The organism is Streptomyces sp. NPDC089915, from assembly GCF_040684675.1.
Lineage (GTDB): Bacteria > Actinomycetota > Actinomycetes > Streptomycetales > Streptomycetaceae > Streptomyces.
The window spans coordinates 1-23,845 of the sequence record NZ_JBFBGN010000024.1 but is presented as its reverse complement, the minus strand read 5'-3'; the positions used below and the strand labels follow the sequence as shown (position 1 = coordinate 23,845).

Below are 23,845 nucleotides of genomic sequence, written 5' to 3'. Positions count from 1 at the left end.
CGGCAGTGCCGGGGCGGGCCCCCTTCGCGATCACCGCTCGCGCGGAGGCGTCAGTTGTGGCCGAAGCGCTTCGACTTGCTCTTGTGCGCCATGTCCAGCGGACTGGGCGACTGCGAGGGGCGGTCCTCGGAGGTCTCCGTCGAGCCCTTCGCCATGTCCTGCCCGCCCGAGCGCGGCTGCTGCTTCGCCGGCTGCTTCTGGTTCTTGTTCTTGGCCATGGGATGCCTCCGTGGGGGGTGTAGGGGCCAGGGCCGCCTTCACCCTCACACACCGCAACAAACGGCGCATTTTGGATCATTGCCGTGCGTAGCGGTGCGCCTCGCCGGGCCTCCCGGGAGATACGCCACGCCGTTGATCCAGTTCCGGCCGTCAACGCCCTTGCGGTCGGGCAGACTCGGGGAAAACCTGTCGAGGACCCCCACGGAAGAGGGTGGAACGCGTGGACCGCTGCGTCGTCCTGGTGGATGCCGGATACCTGCTGGGCGCGGCCGCGAGCCTCCTCGCGGGGGAACCCTCGCGCTCCCGCATCACCGTCGACCACTCCGCCCTCATCCAGGGCCTGCGCGAACGCGCCGAGGCCGACACCCAGCAGCCGCTCCTGCGGATCTACTGGTTCGACGGCGCCCCCGACCGGGTGCCCCAGCCCGAACACCGCCGGCTGCGCGTCATGCCCCGCGTCACCGTCCGCCTCGGCGCCCTGACCCGCAGCGACGGCCGCTGGGCCCAGAAGGGCGTCGACGCCGCCATGCACGCCGAGCTCACCGAGCTCGCCCGCAACCGGGCCTGCTCCGACGTGGTCCTCGTCACCGGCGACGGCGACCTGCTGCCCGGACTGATGTCCGCCAAGGAACACGGGGTCGCCGTCCACCTGTGGGCCGTCCAGGCCGCCGACGGGGACTACAACCAGTCCGAGGACCTCGTCGCCGAGGCCGACGAACGCCGCGTCCTCGACCGGGCCTGGATCACCCGCGCCGTCCGCGCCCGCGACCTCGCCGGACTCTGCGCCCCGGCGCCCGCCCCGCGCCCCGAGATCGCCGCCATCCTCTCCGCCCCGCTCCCCGAGGCCGCACTCGCCGAGGCCGCCCGCAACGGAGCCCCGGCCGCCCCCGAGCCCGCCGCGAACGGAGCGGCCGTACCGGCGCCCGCCACCGAGGGCGCCAAACCCGCCGTCCCCACCCCCAAGGACCTCGCGGGCCTGCGCGCCCCCGGCCAGGGCCACGGCGCCCCCGCGCACGCCCACGGCGCGCCCAGCCCGGCCGGCAGCGCCCTGCGCTGGTCCTCCGACAAGGGCTGGATCGACCGCCCCGGCCCCCTCGGCGAACCCGCCGAGACGGCCTCCCTGCCCACCCTCGCCCAGCTCACCAGCGCCGAGCAGCGCTGGGCCGACCGCGAGGAGGACATCACCACCGTCGGCGGCGACCCCTTCGAGGTCGGCCAGGTCTTCGCCCGCCGCTGGATGGAACGCCTCCCGGAATCCGTCCACCTGCAGAAGCTCGCCACCATGTACCCGCGCGTCCCGCACCGCATCGACGGGGAGCTGCTGCGCTACGCCGCCCGCTTCGGGCTCCTCGCGCACAAGGACGACCAGATCGACGAGCACGACCGCTACGCCATCCGCGCCGGGTTCTGGAGGGAGATCGACGTGCGCGCCGCGGCCGAGCACGTGGGCGGAGCGACAGCCTCCGCATCGGTGGCGCCGATGACCCCGGCGGCCGAGTAGGGGCGGAAGCCGCGTAGGCTGCTCCCTCGTGAGTACGGGCACAGCACAGGCAGGGCACACCACGGCAGAGGCCGCAGGGTCGGCTTCCGGGGTGGTCTGCGCGGTGCGTGACCTGGTCAAGACCTACCCCGCGGTACGCGGCCGGCGCGGCGCGCCCGCCCTGCCCGAGACCCGGGCCACCGACGGGATCTGCCTGGAGGTCCGGCGCGGCGAGGTCTTCGGACTGCTCGGCCCCAACGGCGCCGGCAAGTCCACCCTGGTCCGCCAGCTGACCGGACTGATGCGGCCCGACTCCGGCTCCGTCACCCTGCTCGGCCACGACCTCGTACGCCACCCCGAGCGGGCCTCGCGCCTCCTGGCCTACCTGGGCCAGGAGTCCACCGCCCTCGACGAGCTCACCGTCTCCCTGGCCGCCGAGACCACCGGCCGGCTGCGCGGACTCACCGCCCGCGCCGCCCGGACCGCCCGCGACGAGGTGCTGGAGGAGCTCGGGCTGACCGAGATCGCCGGACGCCCCCTGAAGAAGCTCTCCGGCGGACAGCGGCGGCTCGCCTGCTTCGCCGCCGCGCTCGTGGGGGAGCGGCCCGTGCTCGTCCTCGACGAGCCCACCACCGGCATGGACCCCGTCGCCCGCCGCGCCGTCTGGGCGGCCGTGGACCGGCGCCGCGCCGCGCACGGGGCGACCGTGCTGCTGGTCACCCACAACGTCATCGAGGCGGAGACGGTCCTCGACCGGGTCGCCGTCATCGACCAGGGCCGGGTCATCGCCTGCGACACCCCGGCCGGCCTCAAGTCCAGGGTCTCCGACGAGGTCCGCCTGGAACTGGTGTGGCGCACCGCCGCACCGCTGGAGGTGCCCGAGGTCGCCGCGCTGGCGCCGCTGGCCGCCGAGTCGGGACGCCGCTGGGTGCTGCGGCTCGGCCAGGACCAGGCCCGCGCCGCCGTCGCCGCCGTGACCGGCGGACCGGCCTTCGCCGCCCTCGACGATTTCACGTTGGCCACGCCGAGCCTGGAGGACGTCTACCTCGCGCTGGGCGGCCGGATGAAGGGTCTGGTCAAGTCGTGACCACCGCTGCCGCCCCCGTCGCCGTCCTCGCCCCCCGGGCCCGGCTGCTGCCCGCCCTCGCGGCCGTCTACCGGGCCCAGCTGTCCCGGGCCCGCGTGGCCCGCATACCGCTGCTCTTCGTGGCCACCTTCCAGTCCGTCGGCATCATGGTCCTGATGCGGGGCGTGGTGGACGGCGGCTCCGAGGCGCGGGCCGTCGTCGCCGGATCCTCGGTCCTGGTCGTCGCCTTCGTCGCGCTCAACCTCCTGGCCCAGTACTTCGGCCAGCTCCGGGCGAGCGGCGGGCTCGACCACTACGCCACCCTGCCGGTGCCGCCCGCCGCGGTGGTGCTGGGCGCGGCCGCCGCGTACGCCTCCTTCACCCTGCCGGGCACGCTGGTGACGGCCGTCTTCGGGTGCGTGCTGTTCGGGCTGCCGATGGGCGGGCTGTGGATCCTGGCCGCGGTGGTGCCGCTGGCCGGGGCGGCGCTGGCCGGGCTCGGCGCGGCGCTGGGCCTGCTGGCACCCCGGCAGGAGCTGGCCACCCTGGCCGGACAGCTGGGCATGTCGGCGGCGCTGCTGCTCGGGGTGCTGCCGGCCGAGCGGATGCCCGAGGTGATCGTCTGGGCGCGGAACCTGCTGCCGTCCACGTACGGGGTGGAGGCCTTCGCACGGACCTTCGACCCGCATCCGGACTGGGCGGCGGTCCTCGCCGACCTCGGCGTGTGCGGGGCGGTGGGGGTCGTCTCCCTCGCCGTCGCGACCTGGGCGTACCGGCGGGCGGCGGTCCGCTGACGCGGTCGCCGGGGTCACCTGGCACGATGTGGGGGTGACCGAAGCCGTGACCCCGCCGCTGCCGCCCGTCGACCTGCCCGACCAGGAGCCCGCCGTCACCCCGGCGGACATCCGGGACGGGGCCGCCGTCGCCCTCGTGGTGGGCGTCTGCGGGGCGCTCCTCGCGCTGCTGTGGGTCTGGCTCGCGCCGCGCGTCCAGTACGTCTCCAACGGCCAGGCCGTCTTCCTGAAGAACACCGAGGGCGAGTCGCGGATCGGCGCCGACGGCACCTTCTTCCTGCTGTCGCTGGGGCTGGGCGCGCTGAGCGCGCTCGCGCTCTTCCTCTGGCGGCGCCGCGGGGGCGTCCCGCAGGTCGTCGGCCTCACGGTCGGCTCGTGCTTCGCCGCGCTGCTGGGCTGGCGGATGGGGCTGTGGCTGGGGCCGGGCTCCGACGTGGCCGCGTCGGCGGCCAAGGCCGGTGTGGGGGTGCCGTTCGACGCGCCGATGCAGTTGCTGGCGTACGGGGTGCTGCTGGGGTGGCCGATGGCCGCCGCCCTCGTCCACCTGTGCCTGACCGCCGCCTTCGGGCCCCGGGACCCGGCCCCGGTCGTCCCCTGGGAGGGCACGTACCCGCCGCCCCACGTCCACGCGGACGCGAAGCCGCCGCAGGGCTGAGAGCTTTTCTCCCCGCCCCGCCCTTTCACCGTTTCCGCCTCAAACGCCGGCGGGGCTGAAAGATTCGCCTCAAACGCCGGCGGGGCTGGACTGTGCTGCGCACATCCAGCCCGCGCGGCGTTTGAGCGCAACGGGTCCGGGCGGAGCCCGGGGAACGGTGGAAGGGCGGGTAGGGGACCGCTCCGCGCAGCGGCCGCCCAGCCGTACGCGTTACGCCCGGGCGATGGGGGCGATCACGGCCCCGGTGAGGGTGGCCAAGGAGGCCGGGGCCAGTTCGACCTCCAGCCCCCGGCGCCCCGCCGAGACGCAGATCGTGCCGTGCCCGGAGGCGGACGCGTCCAGCACCGTCGGCAGGCGCCGCCGCTGCCCCAGCGGGGAGATGCCGCCCCGGACGTACCCGGTGGTGCGCTCCGCCAGCGCCGGATCCGCCATCGCGGCCCGCTTGCCGCCCACCGCCGCCGCCAGGGCCTTCAGGTCCAGGGAGCCCGAGACGGGCACCACCGCGACCGTCAGGGCCCCGTCGACCTCCGCGACCAGGGTCTTGAAGACCTGTTCCGGGGAGACCCCGAGGGCCTCGGCCGCCTCCTCCCCGTACGAGGGGTGCGAAGGATCGTGCTCGTACGCGTGGGTGGTGAACTCGACGCCCGACGCGGTCAGGGAGGTGATGGCGGGGGTACCCGCCGTCTGCTGCTTCTTCTTGGCCATGGCCTCAGTTCGGGCTCGTCGGGGCGCGGGTCAGTTCCACCGCCGGGAGGGACGGCAGATGGCGGATGACCGCCGTCTCCGCGCGCAGCAGCTTCAGCTCCTCCGCCAGCCGCGTCGCCGTGTCCGGCGCCTGGAGCAGCCGCTGCTTCGCCGGGATGTCCAGCACGGCCGCGGCCGCCACCAGGTACGACACCACCGACGGCTCGTCCGGCAGGTCCGGCGTCGAGGCCAGGGACCGCTCCCGCGCCCCCGCCAGCCGCTTCTGGTAGCTGCGGAAGGCCCGCAGGACCCCCTCCGACAGGGCGCCCGCGCCGTCCCCGGCGTCCTCCGGCAGCTCCTCCAGCTCGGCGACGAGGAAGGGCCCCGAGGCGTCCACGGACAGCAGCCGCACCCGCGTCGTACCGGTGGCGAGGACCTCGAAGCTGCCGTCCTCCCGCTCCCGGATGGTCGCCGCGTCCGCGATGCAGCCCACCCGGTGGAACGCCTGGATCGGGTCCGCGCCGAAGCCCGCCGCCGGGCCCTTCTCGGGCAGGGACGTCGGATCGGGCAGCCCGGGCGCGGTCGGCGCCACCTCCCGGCCGTCGCGGATCGCGACGACGGCGAACCGGCGCGGCTCGTCCTCACCGAGCTTCAGCAGCTCGCGCATCATGGCGCGATACCGCTCCTCGAAGACGTTCAGCGGCAGCACGAGGCCCGGGAACAGTACCGAGTTCAGGGGGAAGAGGGGCAGGCGAACGGTGGTCACGACCCACAGGGTAGTGGCCGCGGCGGCCGGGCCGTCACCCCCGGCGCAGCAGCCGGGACGCGCCCGCGGCCACCGTCGTGGCCAGGATCCACCCCAGCAGGACCAGCGCGGCCGACCCCCACTGCCAGACGCCCTCCGTCTTCCACTGCCCCTCCTGGCCCAGGTCGATCACCGGCAGGAGGAGGTCGAGGGCGTACAGGGCGGCGTTCCAGGCCGGGTGCTCGTCCGCCTTGATGGGCTCCGGGCGGTGCCGCAGGAACAGCAGGGTGCCCGCCGCCCACAGCACCGCCATCCACAGCGCCGCCCGCCCCGGCCGGTAGCCGTAGAGCACCGTCCAGTCCTGGAGGTGCCCCCAGGCCCGCCCCGCCGGCGACAGCGTGCCCCGCCGGCGCCGCTCCTTGGCCAGCAGCACCTCGCGGGCGTCGGCGTCCTCCCCGCGGGCCCGCAGCACCGCCGCGAGCCGCTCGTACGGCTCCGGCGAGTAGTCCGGGCTGGCCGCCCCGACCCACTCCAGCCGGCGCTCCAGCGGGAAGTGCCCCCGGGGCGCGAGGGTCTCGTAGGCGAAGCCCTCCATCAGCAGCCGGCCCGGCCCCGGCCAGCTCGTCGAGCGGTCCACCAGCCGCACCACCTTCGCCCCGGACAGCACCACCCGGCCCTGCTCCGGCGCGTCCCCGACGAAGCGCAGCTCGGGCGTCTGGATCCGGCGCAGCGAGAGCTCCTGCTCCGGCTGGAGCTCGAAGCGGGCCGCGTAGAAGTCGACGGAGTCCCCGAAACGGCCGTCGTCCAGCCGCAGCCCGCCCCGGCACTCGAACGGCCGCGCCGGAACACCCCGGGTGGGGGTCCGGCTCCAGTCGTACGGGCGGTCCGCGTCCCCGGTCGCGGGCCCCAGCGCGGCGGAGGTCAGGTAGAGGGTGCGCTCGACGGTCAGGGTCGGCGCGTTCAGGGCGCGCCGGCCGTACGGGTTGCGCAGCCGGGCCCCGCGCAGGCTCATCGACGCGCCGACCCGGGCCCCGCGCAGGCTGACCTCGCCGTTCGTCTCCAGCAGCTCCGCCTGGAAGTCCTGGGCCACCGCCAGCCCGTCGGCGGCGATCGCCCGCCCCCGCCCGTCCCGCTGCACGACCGTGCTGCTGATCAGCAGGTCGGTGCCGATCTGCGCGTCGGTCAGCCGGATCCCGCGCGCCACCCGGCAGCGCGCCAGGTGCAGATCGCCCTCGGTGTGCAGCCGCGCCCCCTCCAGCCGGGGGATCGCGCAGTTGTCCAGCCGCAGGGTGCCGAAACGGGTCTCGGAGAGCTGGATCTCGCCGTCGAAGCGGCAGGAGCGGATCTCCACGTACGGGGAGACGGTGCCCCCGGACAGGTCCAGCCGGCCCGTGATCCGCGCGCCGCGCAGCTTCAGGCAGCCGACCCGGCCGGGCACCGGCGCGGGCCCGGCGAGCAGCAGGTGGGCCACCACCTCCGCCCGGACCCGCCGCTCGGGACCCCAGGCCGGGCCCTCGTGCGGATCGTCCCGTTCGGCCGAGTGCGCGCTCAGATCGCACACCGTGCCCGCCCGGAAGGTCTCCCACATGCGCCGCTCGGGCTCCGTGAGATCGTCCGGACGCCCGTCCGCGTACGCCCGTACCCGCGCCTCTGCCATGGCAGCCCCCCGCCGTCATCCACGTGTAAGGGAACGCTAGAGGCAGGCGCCGACGTCCGGGGCGTGTATCAGCCACTGATACGGGCGGACGGTGACGGGAGCCGGTCTGAGAGAATTGGGAGGTGATCTCTCGTATCGACCTGCGCGGTGACACCCTCCCCGAGGGTGGCGCCCTGCGCGATCTGCTGCCCCGTGCCGAGTTCGACGTGGAAGCCGCCCTGGACAAGGTGCGGCCCATCTGCGAGGACGTCCATCATCGTGGCACGGCGGCGCTGATCGAATACGCGCGGAAGTTCGACGGGGTCGAGCTCACGCAGGTCCGGGTACCCGCGCAGGCCCTCAAGGACGCCCTGGAGCAGCTGGACCCGGCCGTCCGCGCCGCCCTGGAGGAGTCCATCCGGCGCGCCCGGATCGTCCACCGCAACCAGCGCCGCGCCGAGCACACCACCCAGGTGGTCCCCGGCGGCACCGTGACCGAGAAGTGGGTTCCCGTCGAGCGCGTCGGCCTGTACGCGCCCGGCGGCCGCTCCGTGTACCCGTCGTCCGTCGTCATGAACGTCGTCCCGGCCCAGGAGGCCGGCGTCGAGTCCATCGCGCTCGCCTCCCCGCCGCAGAAGGAGTTCGGCGGCCTGCCGCACCCGACCATCCTGGCCGCGTGCGCGCTGCTCGGCGTGGACGAGGTGTACGCCGCCGGCGGCGCCCAGGCCGTCGCGATGTTCGCGTACGGCACGGACGAGTGCGCCCCCGCGAACATGGTCACCGGCCCCGGCAACATCTGGGTCGCCGCCGCCAAGCGCTACTTCACCGGGAAGATCGGCATCGACACCGAGGCCGGCCCGACCGAGATCGCCGTCCTCGCCGACTCCACGGCCGACCCGGTGCACGTCGCCGCCGACCTGATCAGCCAGGCCGAGCACGACCCGCTGGCCGCCGCCGTCCTCGTCACGGACTCCGCCGAGCTCGCGGCCGCCGTCGAGAAGGAGCTGGAGCCGCAGGTCGCGGCCACCAAGCACGTCGAGGACCGGATCAAGCCCGCCCTCGCCGGCAAGCAGTCCGCGATCGTCCTCGTCGACAGCCTGGAGGACGGCCTCAAGGTCGTCGACGCCTACGGCGCCGAGCACCTGGAGATCCAGACCGCCGACGCCGCCGACTGGGCCGCCCGCGTCCGCAACGCCGGCGCGATCTTCGTCGGCCCCTGGGCGCCGGTCTCCCTCGGCGACTACTGCGCCGGCTCCAACCACGTCCTGCCCACCGGCGGCTGCGCCTGCCACTCCTCCGGCCTGTCCGTGCAGTCCTTCCTGCGCGGCATCCACATCGTCGACTACACCCGCGACGCCCTCGCCGAGGTCACCCACCACGTGGTCACCCTCGCCGAGGCCGAGGACCTGCCCGCGCACGGCGCCGCCCTCAAGGCCCGCTTCGGATGGAAGGTGCCGAACCAGTGAGCACCATCGGCATCGACGACCTGCCCATCCGCGACGAGCTCCGCGGCAAGACCCCCTACGGCGCCCCGCAGCTGGACGTCCCCGTCCAGCTGAACACCAACGAGAACCCGTACGAGCTCCCCGAGCCCCTGGTCCGGCGCATCGCCGAGCGCGTCGCCGACGCCGCCCGCACCCTCAACCGCTACCCCGACCGGGACGCGGTCGAGCTGCGCACCGAGCTCGCGAAGTACCTCTCCCGCACCGGCAAGCACCCGGTCGCCATGGAGAACGTCTGGGCCGCCAACGGCTCCAACGAGGTCCTCCAGCAGCTGCTCCAGACCTTCGGCGGCCCGGGCCGCACCGCGATCGGCTTCGAGCCCTCGTACTCGATGCACGCGCTCATCGCCCGCGGCACCGGCACGGGCTGGATCTCCGGCCCCCGCCGGGAGGACTTCACCATCGACGTGGAGGCCGCCGAGCGCGCAATCGCCGAGCACGCCCCCGACGTCGTCTTCATCGCCTCGCCCAACAACCCCACGGGCACCGCCGTCGAGGCGGAGACGGTCCTCGCCGTCTACGAGGCCGCCCAGGCGGCCAAGCCCTCCCTGGTGATCGTGGACGAGGCGTACGTCGAGTTCAGCCACCGCGACTCCCTCCTCCCGCTGATCGAGGGCCGCCCGAACCTGGTGGTCTCCCGGACCATGTCCAAGGCCTTCGGCGCCGCCGGCCTGCGCCTGGGCTACCTCGCCGCGCACCCCGCCGTGGTCGACGCCGTCCAGCTGGTGCGCCTGCCGTACCACCTGTCCGCCGTCACCCAGGCGACCGCGCTGGCCGCCCTGGAGCACACCGACACCCTGCTCGGCTACGTCGAGCAGCTCAAGGCCGAGCGGGACCGCCTCGTCACCGAGCTGCGGGCCATCGGCTACGAGGTCACCGAGTCCGACGCGAACTTCGTCCAGTTCGGCAGGTTCGAGGACTCCCACACCGCCTGGCAGAAGATCCTCGACCAGGGCGTCCTGGTCCGGGACAACGGCGTACCGGGCTGGCTGCGGGTCACCGCCGGCACGCCGGCAGAGAACGACGCGTTCCTGGAAGCGGTTCGCGCACTGAAGAAGGAGCAGCAGGCATGAGCCGCATCGGACGGGTCGAGCGCACCACGAAGGAGACCTCGGTCCTGGTCGAGATAAACCTCGACGGCACCGGCCGGGTCGACGTGTCGACGGGCGTGGGCTTCTACGACCACATGCTCGATCAGCTCGGCCGCCACGGCCTCTTCGACCTCACGGTCAAGACGGACGGCGACCTGCACATCGACAGCCACCACACCATCGAGGACACCGCCCTCGCGCTGGGCGCCGCCTTCAAGCAGGCCCTCGGCGACAAGGTCGGCATCTACCGCTTCGGCAACTGCACCGTGCCGCTGGACGAGTCCCTCGCCCAGGTCACCGTCGACCTCTCCGGCCGCCCCTACCTCGTGCACACCGAGCCCGAGAACATGGCGCCGATGATCGGCGAGTACGACACGACGATGACCCGGCACATCCTGGAGTCCTTCGTGGCCCAGGCCCAGATCGCCCTGCACGTCCACGTCCCGTACGGCCGCAACGCCCACCACATCGTGGAGTGCCAGTTCAAGGCGCTGGCCCGCGCCCTGCGCTACGCCGCCGAGTTCGACCCGCGCGCGGCCGGCATCCTGCCCTCCACGAAGGGCGCCCTCTAGACGTGAACGGCCTCAACACCATCCTGATCGTCCTCGGCCTGTTCCTGGCCGGGGGCGTCTACTCCTTCCAGAAGCAGAAGATGCCCAAGTCGGTGATCATTCTGCTCGCCCTCGGCTCCGCCATGTGCCTGGCCGCGGGGATCCTGCGAATCCAAGGAATCTGGGAATGAGCGCAACGAGCCCCTCTCGATTCACCAAGAAGGTCGTGGTCTTCGACTACGGCTTCGGCAACGTCCGCTCCGCCGAGCGCGCCCTCGCGCGCGTCGGCGCGGACGTCGAGATCACCCGCGACTACGACAAGGCCATGGACGCCGACGGCCTCCTCGTGCCCGGCGTCGGCGCCTACTCCGCCTGCATGCGCGGGCTCAAGGACGCCCGCGGCGACTGGATCATCGGCCGGCGCCTGTCCGGCGGCCGTCCCGTCATGGGCATCTGCGTCGGCATGCAGATCCTCTTCGAGCGGGGCATCGAGCACGGCGTCGAGACCGAGGGGCTGGACGAGTGGCCCGGCACGGTCGGCCCGCTGAAGGCGCCCGTCGTCCCCCACATGGGCTGGAACACCGTCGAGGCGCCCGCCGGCAGCCAGGCCTTCGCCGGCCTGGACGCCGACGCCCGCTTCTACTTCGTGCACTCCTACGCGGCCCACGACTGGACCCTGGAGGTCACCAACCCCAGGATCAGGGGCCCCAAGGTCACCTGGGCCACGCACGGCGAGCGCTTCGTCGCGGCGGTGGAGAACGGGGCCCTGTGGGCCACCCAGTTCCACCCCGAGAAGTCCGGCGACGCCGGCGCCCAGCTCCTCACCAACTGGATCGAGACCCTGTGATGACCGCACCCACGCTCGAACTCCTCCCCGCGGTCGACGTCCGCGACGGCCAGGCCGTACGCCTCGTGCACGGTGTCTCCGGCAGCGAGACCTCCTACGGCTCCCCGCTGGAGGCGGCCCTCGCCTGGCAGGCGTCCGGCGCCGAGTGGCTGCACCTGGTCGACCTGGACGCCGCCTTCGGCACCGGCGACAACCGCGCCCTGGTCGCCGAGATCACCCGCGCCATGGACATCAAGGTCGAGCTGTCCGGCGGCATCCGCGACGACGCCACGCTCGCCGCGGCCCTCGCCACCGGCTGCACCCGCGTCAACCTCGGCACCGCCGCCCTGGAGACCCCCGAGTGGGCCGCCAAGGCCATCGCCGAGCACGGCGACCGGATCGCCATCGGCCTGGACGTGCGCGGCACCACGCTCAAGGGCCGAGGCTGGACCAGCGAGGGCGGCGACCTCTACGAGACCCTGGCCCGCCTGGACTCCGAGGGCTGCGCCCGCTACGTGGTCACCGACATCGGCAAGGACGGCACCCTCACCGGCCCCAACCTGGAGCTGCTGAAGAACGTCTGCGCGGCCACCGACCGGCCCGTCGTCGCCTCCGGCGGCATCTCCTCCCTGGACGACCTGCGGGCCCTGTCCGCGCTCGTCCCGGCGGGCGTCGAGGGCGCCATCGTGGGCAAGGCCCTGTACGCCAAGGCCTTCACCCTGGAAGAGGCCCTGGAGGCGGTCCGCGCATGAGCTCCTCCGACTCCGGCGTGCGCCGGATCTCCTCCGGCGGCCCCTACGAGGACGTGATCGGCTACTCGCGCGCCGTCGCCCTCCCCAACGGCCTGGTGCTGGTCTCCGGCTGCACCGCCGCCGACGCGGGCGGCCCGTACGACCAGACGGTCAAGGCCTTCGAGGTCGCCTTCAAGGCGCTCGCCGAGGCCGGCCTGGGCCCCGAGCACGTGGTCCGTACCCGGATGTACCTCACCCACGCCCGTGACGTCGACGAGGTGGGCCGCGCCCACAAGACCCTCTTCGATGCCGTCCGCCCCGCCGCCTCCATGATCATCGTCAACGGCTTCGTCGACCCGGGCATGGTCGTCGAGGTGGAGGTCGAGGCCTTCAAGGAGACCGTGCGATGAGCCTCTCCGTACGCGTGATCCCCTGCCTGGACGTGGACAACGGCCGGGTCGTCAAGGGCGTCAACTTCCAGAACCTGCGCGACGCCGGCGACCCGGTGGAGATGGCCAAGCTCTACGACGCCGAGGGCGCCGACGAGCTGACCTTCCTCGACATCACCGCCTCCTCCGGCAACCGCGAGACCACCTACGACGTGGTCCGGCGGACCGCCGAGCAGGTCTTCATCCCGCTCACGGTCGGCGGCGGCGTCCGCACCGCCGAGGACGTGGACAGGCTGCTGCGGGCCGGCGCGGACAAGGTGGGCGTCAACACGGCCGCCATCGCCCGCCCGGAGCTGATCCAGGAGATCGCCGAGCGCTTCGGCCGCCAGGTCCTCGTCCTGTCGGTCGACGCCCGCCGCACCGAGAGCGGATCCTTCGAGGTCACCACCCACGGCGGCCGCCGGGGCACCGGCATGGACGCCGTCGAGTGGGCGCACCGGGCGGCCGAGCTGGGCGCCGGGGAGATCCTGCTCAACTCGATGGACGCCGACGGCACCAAGGACGGCTACGACACCGAGATGATCGCCGCCGTCCGCAGGCACGTCACCGTCCCGGTGATCGCCTCCGGCGGCGCCGGGAAGCTGGAGCACTTCCCGCCCGCCATCGCGGCGGGCGCCGACGCGGTGCTCGCGGCGTCGGTGTTCCACTTCGGAGACCTGCGGATCTCCGAGGTCAAGGCGACCCTGCGCGAGGCGGGCCACCCGGTCCGCTGACCGCCGCCGCGCACGTGCCGGACGGGGGGACCGGGGGAGTGCCCCCGGTCCCCCCGTCCGGTCTGCGGGCCTAGCGGAAGTCGTCGACCGAGTCGGAGGCGTCCGGGTGCTCGTTCTGCATCTCCTGGCGGCCCTGCTGCTCCTGCTGGTCCGCCTGCTGCTGCTCCGGCTTGTGCGCCTTCTGGAAGACCACGGAGGCGGCGTGGAAGTCGCCGGCCTTCTCGCCCGGCTGGAGGGTGGCGACCGGCTCGCCGCCGCACTCCGCCTCCGCGAAGATCAGGGCCACCGAGTCGGTCTCGTTCACCGCTTCGACGACCTCCGACGAAGCGGACGGCAGGGCGTGGCATTTGTCCGCGCCCGTGTCCCTGAGCTGGGCGTTCTTCTCGGCGTGGCTCTGGTCCACGTACACGTAGTTGAGGACCTTGCCGTCGTCGGCGAAGGCCTGGGCTCCGGCGGGGAGGACCAGCGCGAGGGCTCCGGCGAGGGCGGCGGCGGTGGTGCGAAGACGCATGGGGGGTTTCCGTTCCTTTCACGGTGACGACGCCGAAACGGTCGGCGTCCGTGACGGAGCGTAGGAACGGGGCGGAGCGCGGAAACCTTTTCCCCCGGGGCGCCATGCCCGATTTCACCGGCCCGGCGGTACCGCGCCCGGGGGCCGCGCCCCCGGACCGGAGGCGGTGCTTCGGCCGCGGTCCGGCCCGCCGGCGGACGGAGTCCGCCGCAGCGCCGCGAAGCCGGTGAGGCCGGCCACGGCCGAACCGCGCGAGCGGCGCGTGAAGAATTCAGATGCCCAGCTGGGCCGTCGTCAGGCGGGAGACGGCTTCCTTGTCGCCCTCCAGGTCCACCGAGGCGGCGGCCTGGCGGCCGAAGCAGAAGAGCGTCAGCTCACCCGGTTCGCCCGTCACCGTCACCACCGGCACCCCCTTGTGCGCCACCGCCGTACGCCCGTCCGGGCGGCGCAGCACCAGCCCGACCGGCGAGCGGCGGCCCGTCAGCCGGGCCAGCTTCTCCAGCCGGGACCACAGCGCGTCCGCGAACACCGGGTCGAGTTCCCGCGGCGACCAGTCCGGCTGGGCCCGGCGGACGTCCTCCGCGTGCACGTAGAACTCCACGGCGTTCGCCGCCTCGTCCACCTGCTTCAGCGCGTACACCGACAGCTTCGGCGGGCCGGTGCGGATCAGCTGGACGAGCTCCTCGTACGGCTTCGCCGTGTACTCGGCCATCGCCCGGTCGAGGCGTTCCCTGAGGACCTTCAGCAGCAGCCCGCCCGCCGCGTCCGGCCGGCGCTCGCGGACCACCACGTGCGCGGCCAGGTCCCGGCAGGTCCAGCCTTCGCACAGCGTCGGGGCCTGGGGCCCGGCGGCCTCCAACAGGTCGGCCAGGAGCAGACGTTCGCGCTTCGCATGGGTAGACATACCGGCCAGCCTACGGCCGGGACCCGGCCCGCGGCTGCCCATCAGGCGGACGGAGATCCGTAACGGCCATCGCGGCGCGGCACAATGGCCCCATGAGTACGTCCCCCCTCGACCCCGCCGTCGCCGCCCGCCTCAAGCGCTCCGCGGACGGCCTGGTCCCGGCCATCGCCCAGCAGTACGACACCGGAGAGGTGCTCATGCTCGGCTGGATGGACGACGAGGCCCTGCACCGCACCCTCACCACCGGCCGCTGCACCTACTGGTCCCGCAGCCGCCGGGAGTACTGGGTCAAGGGCGACACCTCCGGCCACTACCAGCACGTGAAGTCCGTCGCGCTCGACTGCGACGCCGACACCCTGCTCGTCAAGGTCGACCAGGTCGGGGCCGCCTGCCACACCGGCGCGCGCACCTGCTTCGACGCCGATGTCCTGCTCAGCGACGCCGACTAGGCAGTTAGGGTCCCACCCCATGGATCTCGAGACCTTCCGCAAGCTCGCGGCCGACCGCCGTGTCATCCCCGTCAGCCGCCGGCTGCTCGCCGACGGGGACACCCCGGTCGGGCTCTACCGCAAGCTGGCCGCCGAACGGCCCGGCACCTTCCTGCTGGAGTCCGCCGAGAACGGCCGCTCCTGGTCCCGCTACTCCTTCGTCGGCGTGCGCAGCGACTCCACCCTCACCGTCCGGGACGGGCAGGCCCACTGGATCGGCACCCCGCCCGTCGGCGTCCCCGTAGACGGCGACCCCCTCGACGCCCTGCGGGCCACCGTCGAGGCCCTGCACACCCCCCGCGACCTGGCGGGCGGCATGCCCCCCTTCACCGGCGGCATGGTCGGCTACCTGGGCTACGACATCGTCCGCCGCCTGGAGCGCATCGGCGACCACGCCGAGGACGACCTGAACCTCCCCGAGCTCACCATGCTGCTCACCTCCGACCTGGCGGTCCTCGACCACTGGGACGGCACCGTCCAGCTCATCGCCAACGCGATCAACCACAACGACCTCGACACGGGCGTGGACGAGGCCTACGCGGACGCCGTGGCCCGGCTCGACGCCATGGAGGCCGACCTCGCCCGGCCCGCCCCCTACGCGCCCGCCGCGCTGCCCGAGTCCGAGCTCCCGGCCTTCGAGGCCCTGTGGGGCGGCGAGAAGTACCAGGCCGCCGTCGAGGACGTGAAGGAGCGCATCCGGGCCGGCGAGGCCTTCCAGGTGGTGCCCTCGCAGCGGTTCGAGACCCCCTGCGAGGCCTCCGCGCTGGACGTCTACCGGGTCCTGCGGGCCACCAACCCGTCCCCGTACATGTACCTCTTCCGCTTCGAGAACGGCTTCGACGTGGTCGGCTCCAGCCCCGAGGCGCTGGTGAAGGTCGAGGACGGGCGGGCCATGGTCCACCCCATCGCCGGCACCCGGCACCGCGGCGCCACGCCGCAGGAGGACAACGACCTCGCCGACGAGCTGCTGGCCGACCCCAAGGAGCGCGCCGAGCACCTGATGCTCGTCGACCTCGGCCGCAACGACCTCGGACGGGTCTGCGAGCCGGGCTCGGTGGAGGTCGTCGACTTCATGTCGATCGAGCGGTACTCGCACGTCATGCACATCGTCTCCACGGTCACCGGGCGGGTCGCCGAGGGGAAGACCGCCTTCGACGTGCTCACCGCCTGCTTCCCCGCCGGCACCCTCTCCGGCGCGCCCAAGCCGCGTGCCATGCAGATCATCGAGGAGCTGGAGCCCTCGCGCCGCGGCCTGTACGGCGGCTGCGTCGGCTACCTGGACTTCGCCGGGGACTCCGACACGGCCATCGCCATCCGTACCGCCCTGCTGCGCGACGGGACGGCGTACGTCCAGGCCGGGGCCGGTGTGGTGGCCGACTCGGTGCCCGAGCTGGAGGACCGGGAGTGCCGCAACAAGGCCGCCGCGGTGCTCCGCGCGGTGGGAGCGGCGAACCGCCTCCACCGAGGCTGAGGGCGTAGGGGATAGTGGGGTACGTGAGTGCCGTACCCCTGTCCCCGAACGCCGACGCCCCCGAGGGCGGAGCGGGCCGCCGCACGGTGGCCGTCGCCCTGCTGCTCGGCGCGCTCGGCGCCACCGTCGTCCTGCTCGCCTCCGGCCGCGTCTGGGCCCGGGGCAGCGCCGCCGTCGGGGGCGGTTCGCTCCCGCTGACCGCCGACGGGCGGGCCGTCACCGGCCTCCCGGCGGCCCTGGCCATCGTCGGCCTCGCCGCCCTCGTCGCGGTGTTCGCCGTACGGGGCCGGGGCCGGCTGCTGGTCTCGGCGCTGCTCGCGCTGAGCGGCCTGGGCGCCGCCCTGTCGGCGGTGGCCGCCGCGGACGACCGCCGGGCGCTGGACGAGCGGGCCGCCGTGGCGACCGCCGACACCGCCGCACGGGTGGTGGAGCTCAGCCATACGGCCTGGCCGTACATCACGGCCGCGGGTGCGGCCCTGATCCTGCTCGCCGGGCTGCTGGCGCTGCGCTTCGGCCGCAGCTGGCCCGCGATGGGCGGCCGCTACGAGCGGGACGGCAGCCCCCGCAGGCGTACGCCCGCGCCGGTGGACCCCGACCGGCCGGAGGACCTGTGGAAGGCCCTGGACCGGGGCGAGGACCCCACGGGCTGAGCGCCCGGCCGCGCCCGGCCTGCGGCTCACCCCCTGGAACGGGCCACCCGCCGGTGAATCCGCACCCCGCGTGCGGGACAATGGCACCGAGCGTGCGAGACGTCACGCCCGACAGATCAACGAGGAGCAACTCATGGCGGGCACGAGCCACGGACACACCCCGGCCGCCTGGACCGGTGTCGTCATTTCCTTCATCGGTTTCTGCATCTCCGGCGCCTTCATGGTGCTGGCGAACCCGATCGGGTTCTGGGCGGGCCTGGTCGTCGTCGCGCTCGGCGGTGTCGTCGGCCTCGCGATGAAGGCCGCGGGCATGGGCATGCCGAAGCCGGCCTACCGTGACCTCGCCGAGGTCATCGCCGCCAAGCAGCTCGCCGCGAAGGCCTGAGCCTGCCCCCTGGCGCACGGAAGGCGCGGCCCGGTCGGGCTGCGCCTTTTGTCATGAGCGGAGAGAATCAGCGGGTGGACGCCTCCAGCACTCCCCCCGGCCCGGCCGCCGCGCCGTGGCCGCCGGCACCGCCGGGCCCGGCCCCCGCACGGGCCTCCCGGGCCCGGCGGCTGGCCGCTCCGGCGCTCACCCTGGCCGGGGCCGTGGCCGCCTTCGCGTACGTGGGCGCCGTGGACCCGAACGAGCCCGGCCACTACCCGGTCTGCCCGCTGTTCCGGCTGACCGGCCTGCTGTGCCCCGGCTGCGGGGGGCTGCGCAGCGCGCACGCCTTCGCGCGCGGGGACCTGCTCACGGCCCTCGGGGACAACGCCGTGGCCGTCACCGGCTACCTGGTCTTCGCGGTCTTCACGGCGCTGTGGCTGCTGCGGGCCTTCCGCGGCGGCCCGGCGCCCCGGATCGTCCTGCGGCCGGGCTGGTGGTGGGCGATCGGCACCCTGGTGCTGGGCTTCTCGATTGTCCGGAACCTACCGATCGGATCCGCTTTGGCGCCGTGAGCCCTGGAAGGGCCCGCAGCGCGACTGGAGGAACCCCATATTCCGAGTGTCCAGACCCTGGGACGCCGAGAAGTCCGTGCGGAGGCCGTGGCGACCTGCGGATACCATTTGAGTGCTGACCTTGCAGTGGTACGTGTCCGCAAGGCGGCCGAACGTCATCGACCCGGAAGGGGGCCGCTCGCGTGAGTGTGCTCGACGAGATCATCGAAGGGGTCCGCGAAGACCTTGCCGAACGGCAGGCCCGCGTGAGCCTCGACGAGCTCAAGGAGCGTGCCGCCAAGGCGCCCCAGGCCAAGGACGGCGTCGCGGCCCTGCGCGGCGACGGCGTCAAGGTGATCTGCGAGGTCAAGCGCTCCAGCCCCTCCAAGGGCGCGCTGGCCGCGATCGCCGACCCGGCCGGGCTCGCCGCCGACTACGAGGCGGGCGGTGCGGCGGTCATCTCCGTCCTCACCGAACAGCGCCGTTTCGGCGGTTCCCTGGCCGACCTGGAGGCCGTCCGCGCCCGCGTGGACATCCCGATCCTGCGCAAGGACTTCATCGTCACGGCCTACCAGCTGTGGGAGGCCCGCGCCTACGGCGCCGACCTCGTGCTGCTGATCGTGGCGGCGCTGGACCAGGAGGCCCTCGTCTCCCTCATCGAGCGGGCCGAGTCCATCGGCCTCACCCCGCTCGTGGAGGTCCACGACGAGGAGGAGATCGAGCGGGCCGTCGCCGCCGGCGCCAAGATCATCGGCGTCAACGCGCGCAACCTCAAGGACCTCAAGGTCGACCGCTCCACCTTCGAGCGCGTCGTCGGCGAGATCCCGGCCCACATCGTGAAGGTCGCCGAGTCCGGGGTCCGCGGACCCCACGACCTGATCGCCTACGCCAACGAGGGCGCGGACGCCGTCCTCGTCGGCGAGTCCCTGGTCACCGGCCGCGACCCGAAGGCGGCCGTGGCCGACCTCGTCGCCGCCGGCGCCCACCCGGCCCTGCGCCACGGGCGGAGCTGACCCCTCCCATGGCCCCCTCCCGCCCCTCCGTCCGCACCCGACCGGGCCACGGCCCGGCCGGCGTGCCGACGGCGCACGCGCCCCTGGCGCGCGGCTGCCGCCCCCGCGGCTGCCGCGCCCCGGCCCGGCGCGTCCACGGGCGGCGGGTGCGCTACGTGATCGGCTCCGAGCCCGGTCAGGTCAACGGCATGCGATGGCGCGGCGGAGCCGCGTCGTAACGACGGCTCCGCCCGCCCGGCCCCCTGGGCGCCGGGCGCGGCCGACCGCGTACGGCCCCTGCCCCGAGCCGCCCGCCGGCTCCCGGCCAGGGCCGCTCCGTCCGTACCCCCACCCCCTCCAGCGGGGTGCGCGGGCGACGGACCGACGGCGCAATACGGTGCATCCCAGCCACCCGTCGGCATCGCATACCGCACCACGTAGGAGTAGTGGCATGTCCACCAGCTCGTTCTTCATCCCGGACCCGGAGGGTCGCGTCCCCAACGCCGAGGGCTACTTCGGCGACTTCGGCGGCAAGTTCATCCCGGAGGCCCTCGTCGCCGCCGTCGACGAGGTCGCCGTCGAGTACGAGAAGGCCAAGGGCGACCCCGCCTTCGCCGCCGAGCTCAACGACCTCATGGTCAACTACACGGGCCGCCCCAGCTCGCTGACGGAGGTCCCCCGCTTCGCCGAGCACGCCGGCGGCGCCCGGATCTTCCTCAAGCGCGAGGACCTCAACCACACCGGCTCGCACAAGATCAACAACGTGCTGGGCCAGGCGCTGCTGACCAAGCGCATGGGCAAGACCCGCGTCATCGCCGAGACCGGCGCCGGCCAGCACGGCGTCGCCACGGCCACCGCCTGCGCCCTCTTCGGCCTCGAATGCACCATCTACATGGGCGAGATCGACACCCAGCGCCAGGCCCTGAACGTGGCCCGCATGCGGATGCTCGGCGCCGAGGTCATCTCCGTGAAGTCCGGCTCCCGGACCCTCAAGGACGCCATCAACGAGGCCTTCCGCGACTGGGTCGCCAACGTGGACCGCACCCACTACCTCTTCGGCACCGTCGCCGGCCCGCACCCCTTCCCGGCCATGGTCCGCGACTTCCACCGGGTCATCGGCGTCGAGGCCCGCCGCCAGATCCTGGAGCGCGCCGGACGCCTCCCCGACGCCGTCGCGGCCTGCGTCGGCGGCGGCTCCAACGCCATCGGCCTCTTCCACGCCTTCATCCCCGACGCCGGCGTCCGCCTGGTCGGCTTCGAGCCCGCCGGGCACGGCGTGGAGACCGGCGAGCACGCGGCCACCCTGACCGCGGGCGAGCCCGGCATCCTGCACGGCTCCCGCTCCTACGTCCTCCAGGACGAGGAGGGCCAGATCACCGAGCCCTACTCGATCTCCGCGGGCCTGGACTACCCGGGCATCGGCCCCGAGCACTCCTACCTCAAGGACAGCGGCCGCGGCGAGTACCGCGCCGTCACCGACGACGCCGCCATGCAGGCCCTGCGCCTGCTGTCGCGCACCGAGGGCATCATCCCGGCCATCGAGTCGGCGCACGCCCTCGCGGGCGCCCTCGACCTGGGCAGGGAGCTGGGCCCGGAGGGCCTGATCGTGGTCAACCTGTCCGGCCGCGGCGACAAGGACATGGACACGGCGGCCCGCTACTTCGGGCTGTACGACGGCACGGAGACCGAGGGGGAGAACAAGTGAGCACCACCCATCAGAATTCCGGACGCGTCCAGCTGCTGAGCGACACGCTCGCCAAGGCCAAGTCCGAGGACCGCGCCGCCCTCGTCGCCTACCTCCCGGCCGGCTTCCCGACCGTCGACGGCGGCATCGAGGCCGTCAAGGCCGTCATCGCCGGCGGCGCGGACGTCGTCGAGATCGGCCTGCCGCACAGCGACCCGGTCCTGGACGGCGCCGTCATCCAGACCGCCGACGACATCGCCCTGCGCGGCGGCGTCAAGATCGCGGACGTGATGCGGACCGTGCGCGAGGCCCACGAGGCCACCGGGGTCCCGATCCTGGTCATGACGTACTGGAACCCCATCGACCGCTACGGCGTCGAGCGGTTCACCGCCGAGCTGGCCGCCGCCGGCGGCGCGGGCTGCATCCTGCCCGACCTGCCGGTCCAGGAGTCCGCGCTGTGGCGCGAGCACGCGGCGAAGCACGGTCTGGCGACCGTCTTCGTCGTGGCCCCCAGCAGCAAGGACGAGCGGCTCGCCACGATCACCGCGGCCGGTTCCGGTTTCGTCTACGCCGCCTCCCTCATGGGCGTCACCGGCACCCGCGAGTCCGTCGGCAACGAGGCCCAGGAGCTGGTGCGCCGCACCCGCGCCACCACCGACCTGCCGGTCTGCGTCGGGCTCGGCGTCTCCAACGCCGTCCAGGCCAAGGAGGTCGCGGGCTTCGCCGACGGTGTGATCGTCGGCTCGGCCTTCGTGAAGCTGCTGCTGGACGCCCCGGACCTGCCCGCGGGCCTGGAGGCCGTGCGGGCGCTGGCGGGCGACCTTGCGGAAGGCGTACGCAGGTCCTGACGCGGGACGGGCCCGGATCGGGGTTCTGTAGCCCGATCGGGTGGAATCGGGAGCGGGGAGGCACGCGAGTGCCTCCCCGCTTCGTTTGGCGGAACGTGAGCGAGAAGAACGACGGTGCGAACCGCGATGTGACGAAACGATCGGCCCGGGAGCGACTCCAGGCGGAGCGCGAGCAGCAGAAGAGGAAGGACAAGCGCAGGCGCGCCCTCGTGGTCGGCGGGGCGGTGGTCGGCGTGCTCGGCCTCGCCGCCGTCGTCGGCGTGATCGCGGCCAACACCGGCAAGGGCGACAAGTCCGCCAAGGGCCCCGTCGCCGCCCCCTCGGGCGCCACGGGCAAGGACGCGCTCGCCATCCAGACCGGCAAGGACGGCGCCAAGTCCACCCTCACGGTCTGGGAGGACTTCCGCTGCCCCGCCTGCAAGGCGTTCGAGGACAACTACCGGGACACTCTGCACGACCTGGAGAACCGGGGCCTGCTCAAGATCGAGTACCACCTGGTGACCCTGATCGACGGCAACATGCGCGGCACCGGCTCCCTGAACGCGGCGAACGCGGCGGCGTGCGCGCAGGACGCCGGGAAGTTCGGCGCCTACCACGACGTCCTCTTCGTGAACCAGCCGCAGGAGATGGACGACGCCTACGGCAAGAACGCCAAGCTGCTGGAACTGTCGAAGAAGGTCGACGGACTCGACACCCCCGCGTTCCGCTCCTGCGTGGAGGGCGGCACCCACAACAGCTGGGTGGCCAAGTCGCACGAGGCCTTCCGGACCGGAAAGTTCAAGGGCACCCCGACCATCCTGCTCGACGGCAAGGACATCTTCGGCGACCAGGCCAACCCGCTGACCCCGCAGAAGCTGAAGGAGAAGGTCGAGGCCAACGCGGGAGTGACCCCGAAGCCGTCGGCTTCCGCTTCCGCTTCTCCGTCGGCCTCGGCCTCGGCCTCGGGGAAGTCCGGCTCCTCGCCGAAGGCGGGCGCCTCGGGCGCGGCCGGATCGAAGACGGTGTCCAAGGGGACGACGGAGGACTGAGCCGCGGCGACCGCCGTGTGTGGTTTTGGTTTCAGCTTGCCGGGCGGGTTGCGGAGGCCACCGCCCGGCAGGGTAGCGTCAGCCTTGCCATGACCCTTGCTTACATCCCCAGTCCGTCGACCGGCGTGCTCCATCTCGGGCCGATCCCGCTCCGCGGCTACGCGTTCTGCATCATCATCGGCGTCTTCGTCGCCGTCTGGCTCGGCAACAAGCGGTGGATCGCGCGCGGCGGAAAGCCGGGCACGGTCGCGGACATCGCGGTGTGGGCGGTGCCCTTCGGCCTCGTCGGCGGTCGCCTCTACCACGTGATCACCGACTACCAGCTCTACTTCGGCGAGGGCCGGGACTGGGTCGACGCCTTCAAGATCTGGGAGGGCGGCCTCGGCATCTGGGGCGCGATCGCGCTGGGCGCGGTGGGCGCCTGGATCGGCTGCCGGCTGCGCGGCATCCCGCTGCCGGCCTGGGCCGACGCCCTCGCCCCCGGCATCGCCATCGCCCAGGCCTTCGGCCGCTGGGGCAACTGGTTCAACCAGGAGCTGTACGGCCGTCCCACCGACCTGCCGTGGGCGCTGAAGATCAGCGAGGGCCCGAACCGGGCCGCCGGCCTCTACCACCCGACCTTCCTGTACGAGTCCCTGTGGTGCCTGGGCGTCGCCGCCCTCGTCATCTGGGCCGACCGCCGCTTCAAGCTCGGACACGGGCGGGCGTTCGCCCTGTACGTGGCCGCGTACTGCTCCGGGCGGGTCTGGATCGAGTACATGCGGGTCGACGAGGCGCACCACATCCTGGGCCTGCGGCTGAACGTGTGGACGGCCATCGTGGTCTTCGTCCTCGCGGTGGTCTACTTCGTCCTCTCGGCGAAGCTGCGGCCGGGCCGCGAGGAGGTCGTCGAGCCGGAGCCCTCCGGGGGTTCCGGGGACGGGGCGGCTCCGGCCGACGCGGCCGGGGACGCGAAGCCGGCGGCTGCCGGCGGGGCCGGGGCCGGGGCCGGGGACGCCGCTGAGGCCCCCGCGGGGCCGAAGGACGCCAAGCCGGAGGCTGCCGCCGAGGCCGAGGCGAAGCCGGTGGGGCTGACGAAGTCGGCGCCGGAGGCCGACAAGAGCTGAACCCGTACCCGAAGGGGCGTCGCGCGTGCCGCGGCGCCCCTTCGGCGTTCCGGGTGCCGCTGCGCGGGGCCGTCCCCTACCCGCCCTTCGCCCGTTCCCCGGG

At 73.6% G+C, this 23,845-nt stretch carries 29 protein-coding genes; 23 read left to right on the top strand and 6 right to left on the bottom strand.

Features of this window, described 5'->3' with window-relative positions; translation table 11 throughout:
* Nucleotides 1-50 precede the first annotated feature (50 nt).
* Nucleotides 51-218, bottom strand: a complete 168-nt coding sequence (locus AB0O29_RS10605) for a hypothetical protein (RefSeq protein WP_365149224.1) — start codon at nucleotides 216-218, stop codon at nucleotides 51-53.
* A gap of 212 nt (nucleotides 219-430) precedes the next feature.
* On the opposite strand from AB0O29_RS10605, the gene AB0O29_RS10600 reads away from it, so the two are divergent.
* The 4 genes from AB0O29_RS10600 (at nucleotide 431) to AB0O29_RS10585 (ending at nucleotide 4,214) form a co-directional block, all read left to right on the top strand.
* Nucleotides 431-1,720, top strand: a complete 1,290-nt coding sequence (locus tag AB0O29_RS10600) for an NYN domain-containing protein (protein ID WP_365149221.1) — start codon at nucleotides 431-433, stop codon at nucleotides 1,718-1,720.
* A gap of 91 nt (nucleotides 1,721-1,811) precedes the next feature.
* The gene (locus tag AB0O29_RS10595; protein ID WP_365149302.1) at nucleotides 1,812-2,786 is read left to right on the top strand and encodes an ABC transporter ATP-binding protein; all 975 of its coding nucleotides are present in this window, start codon (nucleotides 1,812-1,814) and stop codon (nucleotides 2,784-2,786) included.
* Complete coding sequence (locus AB0O29_RS10590) at nucleotides 2,783-3,559, top strand: ABC transporter permease (protein WP_365149218.1); 777 nt, start codon at nucleotides 2,783-2,785, stop codon at nucleotides 3,557-3,559. The genes AB0O29_RS10595 and AB0O29_RS10590 overlap by 4 nt, the downstream gene beginning before the upstream one ends.
* A gap of 34 nt (nucleotides 3,560-3,593) precedes the next feature.
* Nucleotides 3,594-4,214, top strand: coding sequence for a hypothetical protein (locus AB0O29_RS10585; RefSeq protein ID WP_365149215.1), 621 nt, complete (start codon nucleotides 3,594-3,596; stop codon nucleotides 4,212-4,214).
* Nucleotides 4,215-4,424: 210 nt separating this feature from the next.
* Here the strand turns inward: AB0O29_RS10585 and ybaK are convergent, their stop codons facing one another.
* From ybaK to AB0O29_RS10570, 3 genes are read right to left on the bottom strand one after another with little or no spacing between them, the layout of a single operon-like run.
* Complete coding sequence (ybaK, locus tag AB0O29_RS10580; RefSeq protein WP_365149212.1) at nucleotides 4,425-4,919, bottom strand: Cys-tRNA(Pro) deacylase; 495 nt, start codon at nucleotides 4,917-4,919, stop codon at nucleotides 4,425-4,427.
* A 4-nt stretch (nucleotides 4,920-4,923) separates the two neighbouring features.
* Entirely contained in the window at nucleotides 4,924-5,664 is a 741-nt protein-coding gene (locus AB0O29_RS10575) for an LON peptidase substrate-binding domain-containing protein (protein WP_365149209.1), read from the bottom strand.
* 34 nt (nucleotides 5,665-5,698) lie between these two features.
* The gene (locus AB0O29_RS10570) at nucleotides 5,699-7,300 is read right to left on the bottom strand and encodes an oxidoreductase (protein WP_365149206.1); all 1,602 of its coding nucleotides are present in this window, start codon (nucleotides 7,298-7,300) and stop codon (nucleotides 5,699-5,701) included.
* A gap of 122 nt (nucleotides 7,301-7,422) precedes the next feature.
* Here AB0O29_RS10570 and hisD point away from each other — a divergent pair, with 122 nt between their 5' ends.
* The 8 genes from hisD to hisF are packed head-to-tail and all read left to right on the top strand — an operon-like array spanning nucleotide 7,423 to nucleotide 13,142.
* Nucleotides 7,423-8,745 carry a histidinol dehydrogenase gene (hisD, locus tag AB0O29_RS10565; RefSeq protein ID WP_365149203.1) on the top strand — a complete coding sequence of 441 codons (1,323 nt, stop codon included), beginning with the start codon at nucleotides 7,423-7,425 and terminating at the stop codon, nucleotides 8,743-8,745.
* The gene (locus tag AB0O29_RS10560) at nucleotides 8,742-9,854 is read left to right on the top strand and encodes a histidinol-phosphate transaminase (RefSeq protein WP_365149200.1); all 1,113 of its coding nucleotides are present in this window, start codon (nucleotides 8,742-8,744) and stop codon (nucleotides 9,852-9,854) included. The genes hisD and AB0O29_RS10560 overlap by 4 nt, the downstream gene beginning before the upstream one ends.
* The gene (gene hisB / locus AB0O29_RS10555; protein ID WP_344154077.1) at nucleotides 9,851-10,444 is read left to right on the top strand and encodes an imidazoleglycerol-phosphate dehydratase HisB; all 594 of its coding nucleotides are present in this window, start codon (nucleotides 9,851-9,853) and stop codon (nucleotides 10,442-10,444) included. Before AB0O29_RS10560 ends, hisB begins: the two co-directional genes overlap by 4 nt.
* Nucleotides 10,445-10,446: 2 nt before the next feature.
* A complete protein-coding gene (locus AB0O29_RS10550) occupies nucleotides 10,447-10,614 on the top strand; it encodes a hypothetical protein (protein WP_365149197.1) in 168 nt (55 codons plus the stop codon).
* On the top strand, nucleotides 10,611-11,270 hold the full coding sequence (gene hisH / locus AB0O29_RS10545; protein WP_365149194.1) for an imidazole glycerol phosphate synthase subunit HisH: 660 nt from the start codon (nucleotides 10,611-10,613) through the stop codon (nucleotides 11,268-11,270). Before AB0O29_RS10550 ends, hisH begins: the two co-directional genes overlap by 4 nt.
* Nucleotides 11,270-12,001 (top strand): bifunctional 1-(5-phosphoribosyl)-5-((5-phosphoribosylamino)methylideneamino)imidazole-4-carboxamide isomerase/phosphoribosylanthranilate isomerase PriA, encoded by a 732-nt coding sequence (gene priA / locus AB0O29_RS10540; protein ID WP_365149191.1) that lies wholly within the window; start codon nucleotides 11,270-11,272, stop codon nucleotides 11,999-12,001. Before hisH ends, priA begins: the two co-directional genes overlap by 1 nt.
* Nucleotides 11,998-12,390 carry a RidA family protein gene (locus tag AB0O29_RS10535; RefSeq protein ID WP_365149188.1) on the top strand — a complete coding sequence of 131 codons (393 nt, stop codon included), beginning with the start codon at nucleotides 11,998-12,000 and terminating at the stop codon, nucleotides 12,388-12,390. The genes priA and AB0O29_RS10535 overlap by 4 nt, the downstream gene beginning before the upstream one ends.
* On the top strand, nucleotides 12,387-13,142 hold the full coding sequence (gene hisF / locus AB0O29_RS10530; protein WP_365149185.1) for an imidazole glycerol phosphate synthase subunit HisF: 756 nt from the start codon (nucleotides 12,387-12,389) through the stop codon (nucleotides 13,140-13,142). Before AB0O29_RS10535 ends, hisF begins: the two co-directional genes overlap by 4 nt.
* A 70-nt stretch (nucleotides 13,143-13,212) precedes the next feature.
* Here the strand turns inward: hisF and AB0O29_RS10525 are convergent, their stop codons facing one another.
* Together AB0O29_RS10525 and AB0O29_RS10520 are read right to left on the bottom strand one after the other, a co-directional pair.
* On the bottom strand, nucleotides 13,213-13,653 hold the full coding sequence (locus tag AB0O29_RS10525) for a hypothetical protein (RefSeq protein WP_365149182.1): 441 nt from the start codon (nucleotides 13,651-13,653) through the stop codon (nucleotides 13,213-13,215).
* Between the two features lie 271 nt (nucleotides 13,654-13,924).
* Nucleotides 13,925-14,557, bottom strand: a complete 633-nt coding sequence (locus AB0O29_RS10520) for a TIGR03085 family metal-binding protein (RefSeq protein WP_365149179.1) — start codon at nucleotides 14,555-14,557, stop codon at nucleotides 13,925-13,927.
* Between the two features lie 92 nt (nucleotides 14,558-14,649).
* Here AB0O29_RS10520 and hisI point away from each other — a divergent pair, with 92 nt between their 5' ends.
* The 11 genes from hisI (at nucleotide 14,650) to lgt (ending at nucleotide 23,742) form a co-directional block, all read left to right on the top strand.
* Nucleotides 14,650-15,006, top strand: coding sequence for a phosphoribosyl-AMP cyclohydrolase (hisI, locus tag AB0O29_RS10515; RefSeq protein WP_365149176.1), 357 nt, complete (start codon nucleotides 14,650-14,652; stop codon nucleotides 15,004-15,006).
* A gap of 19 nt (nucleotides 15,007-15,025) precedes the next feature.
* A complete protein-coding gene (locus AB0O29_RS10510; protein WP_365149173.1) occupies nucleotides 15,026-16,516 on the top strand; it encodes an anthranilate synthase component I in 1,491 nt (496 codons plus the stop codon).
* 14 nt (nucleotides 16,517-16,530) lie between these two features.
* Nucleotides 16,531-17,166 carry a TIGR02234 family membrane protein gene (locus AB0O29_RS10505; RefSeq protein ID WP_365149171.1) on the top strand — a complete coding sequence of 212 codons (636 nt, stop codon included), beginning with the start codon at nucleotides 16,531-16,533 and terminating at the stop codon, nucleotides 17,164-17,166.
* 133 nt (nucleotides 17,167-17,299) lie between these two features.
* The gene (locus AB0O29_RS10500) at nucleotides 17,300-17,551 is read left to right on the top strand and encodes an HGxxPAAW family protein (RefSeq protein WP_365149168.1); all 252 of its coding nucleotides are present in this window, start codon (nucleotides 17,300-17,302) and stop codon (nucleotides 17,549-17,551) included.
* A gap of 53 nt (nucleotides 17,552-17,604) precedes the next feature.
* Nucleotides 17,605-18,105 carry a DUF2752 domain-containing protein gene (locus AB0O29_RS10495; RefSeq protein WP_365149165.1) on the top strand — a complete coding sequence of 167 codons (501 nt, stop codon included), beginning with the start codon at nucleotides 17,605-17,607 and terminating at the stop codon, nucleotides 18,103-18,105.
* A 182-nt stretch (nucleotides 18,106-18,287) separates the two neighbouring features.
* Nucleotides 18,288-19,097: an indole-3-glycerol phosphate synthase TrpC gene (gene trpC, locus AB0O29_RS10490; protein ID WP_365149162.1), complete on the top strand. Its 810-nt coding sequence runs from the start codon at nucleotides 18,288-18,290 to the stop codon at nucleotides 19,095-19,097.
* An 8-nt stretch (nucleotides 19,098-19,105) separates the two neighbouring features.
* On the top strand, nucleotides 19,106-19,315 hold the full coding sequence (locus tag AB0O29_RS10485) for a tryptophan biosynthesis modulator TrpM (protein ID WP_045950210.1): 210 nt from the start codon (nucleotides 19,106-19,108) through the stop codon (nucleotides 19,313-19,315).
* A gap of 212 nt (nucleotides 19,316-19,527) precedes the next feature.
* Nucleotides 19,528-20,781 carry a tryptophan synthase subunit beta gene (gene trpB / locus AB0O29_RS10480; RefSeq protein WP_365149159.1) on the top strand — a complete coding sequence of 418 codons (1,254 nt, stop codon included), beginning with the start codon at nucleotides 19,528-19,530 and terminating at the stop codon, nucleotides 20,779-20,781.
* Nucleotides 20,778-21,608 (top strand): tryptophan synthase subunit alpha, encoded by an 831-nt coding sequence (gene trpA / locus AB0O29_RS10475; RefSeq protein ID WP_365149156.1) that lies wholly within the window; start codon nucleotides 20,778-20,780, stop codon nucleotides 21,606-21,608. Before trpB ends, trpA begins: the two co-directional genes overlap by 4 nt.
* A gap of 95 nt (nucleotides 21,609-21,703) precedes the next feature.
* The gene (locus tag AB0O29_RS10470) at nucleotides 21,704-22,636 is read left to right on the top strand and encodes a thioredoxin domain-containing protein (protein ID WP_365149153.1); all 933 of its coding nucleotides are present in this window, start codon (nucleotides 21,704-21,706) and stop codon (nucleotides 22,634-22,636) included.
* An 89-nt stretch (nucleotides 22,637-22,725) separates the two neighbouring features.
* Nucleotides 22,726-23,742, top strand: coding sequence for a prolipoprotein diacylglyceryl transferase (gene lgt, locus AB0O29_RS10465; protein WP_365149151.1), 1,017 nt, complete (start codon nucleotides 22,726-22,728; stop codon nucleotides 23,740-23,742).
* Nucleotides 23,743-23,845: the final 103 nt, after the last annotated feature.

What these genes read in the sequence shown, in the direction of transcription:
- hisH (WP_365149194.1), top strand. Translation starts at nt 10,611, where the DNA reads ATGAGCGCAACGAGCCCCTCTCGATTCACCAAGAAGGTCGTGGTCTTC.
- priA (WP_365149191.1), top strand. Translation starts at nt 11,270, where the DNA reads ATGACCGCACCCACGCTCGAACTCCTCCCCGCGGTCGACGTCCGCGAC.
- ybaK (WP_365149212.1), bottom strand. Translation starts at nt 4,919, where the DNA reads ATGGCCAAGAAGAAGCAGCAGACGGCGGGTACCCCCGCCATCACCTCC.
- AB0O29_RS10495 (WP_365149165.1), top strand. Translation starts at nt 17,605, where the DNA reads ATGAGCGGAGAGAATCAGCGGGTGGACGCCTCCAGCACTCCCCCCGGC.
- AB0O29_RS10535 (WP_365149188.1), top strand. Translation starts at nt 11,998, where the DNA reads ATGAGCTCCTCCGACTCCGGCGTGCGCCGGATCTCCTCCGGCGGCCCC.
- hisF (WP_365149185.1), top strand. Translation starts at nt 12,387, where the DNA reads ATGAGCCTCTCCGTACGCGTGATCCCCTGCCTGGACGTGGACAACGGC.
- AB0O29_RS10520 (WP_365149179.1), bottom strand. Translation starts at nt 14,557, where the DNA reads ATGTCTACCCATGCGAAGCGCGAACGTCTGCTCCTGGCCGACCTGTTG.
- trpB (WP_365149159.1), top strand. Translation starts at nt 19,528, where the DNA reads ATGTCCACCAGCTCGTTCTTCATCCCGGACCCGGAGGGTCGCGTCCCC.
- lgt (WP_365149151.1), top strand. Translation starts at nt 22,726, where the DNA reads ATGACCCTTGCTTACATCCCCAGTCCGTCGACCGGCGTGCTCCATCTC.
- hisI (WP_365149176.1), top strand. Translation starts at nt 14,650, where the DNA reads ATGAGTACGTCCCCCCTCGACCCCGCCGTCGCCGCCCGCCTCAAGCGC.
- hisB (WP_344154077.1), top strand. Translation starts at nt 9,851, where the DNA reads ATGAGCCGCATCGGACGGGTCGAGCGCACCACGAAGGAGACCTCGGTC.
- AB0O29_RS10570 (WP_365149206.1), bottom strand. Translation starts at nt 7,300, where the DNA reads ATGGCAGAGGCGCGGGTACGGGCGTACGCGGACGGGCGTCCGGACGAT.
- AB0O29_RS10485 (WP_045950210.1), top strand. Translation starts at nt 19,106, where the DNA reads ATGGCCCCCTCCCGCCCCTCCGTCCGCACCCGACCGGGCCACGGCCCG.
- AB0O29_RS10510 (WP_365149173.1), top strand. Translation starts at nt 15,026, where the DNA reads ATGGATCTCGAGACCTTCCGCAAGCTCGCGGCCGACCGCCGTGTCATC.
- AB0O29_RS10605 (WP_365149224.1), bottom strand. Translation starts at nt 218, where the DNA reads ATGGCCAAGAACAAGAACCAGAAGCAGCCGGCGAAGCAGCAGCCGCGC.
- AB0O29_RS10500 (WP_365149168.1), top strand. Translation starts at nt 17,300, where the DNA reads ATGGCGGGCACGAGCCACGGACACACCCCGGCCGCCTGGACCGGTGTC.
- AB0O29_RS10525 (WP_365149182.1), bottom strand. Translation starts at nt 13,653, where the DNA reads ATGCGTCTTCGCACCACCGCCGCCGCCCTCGCCGGAGCCCTCGCGCTG.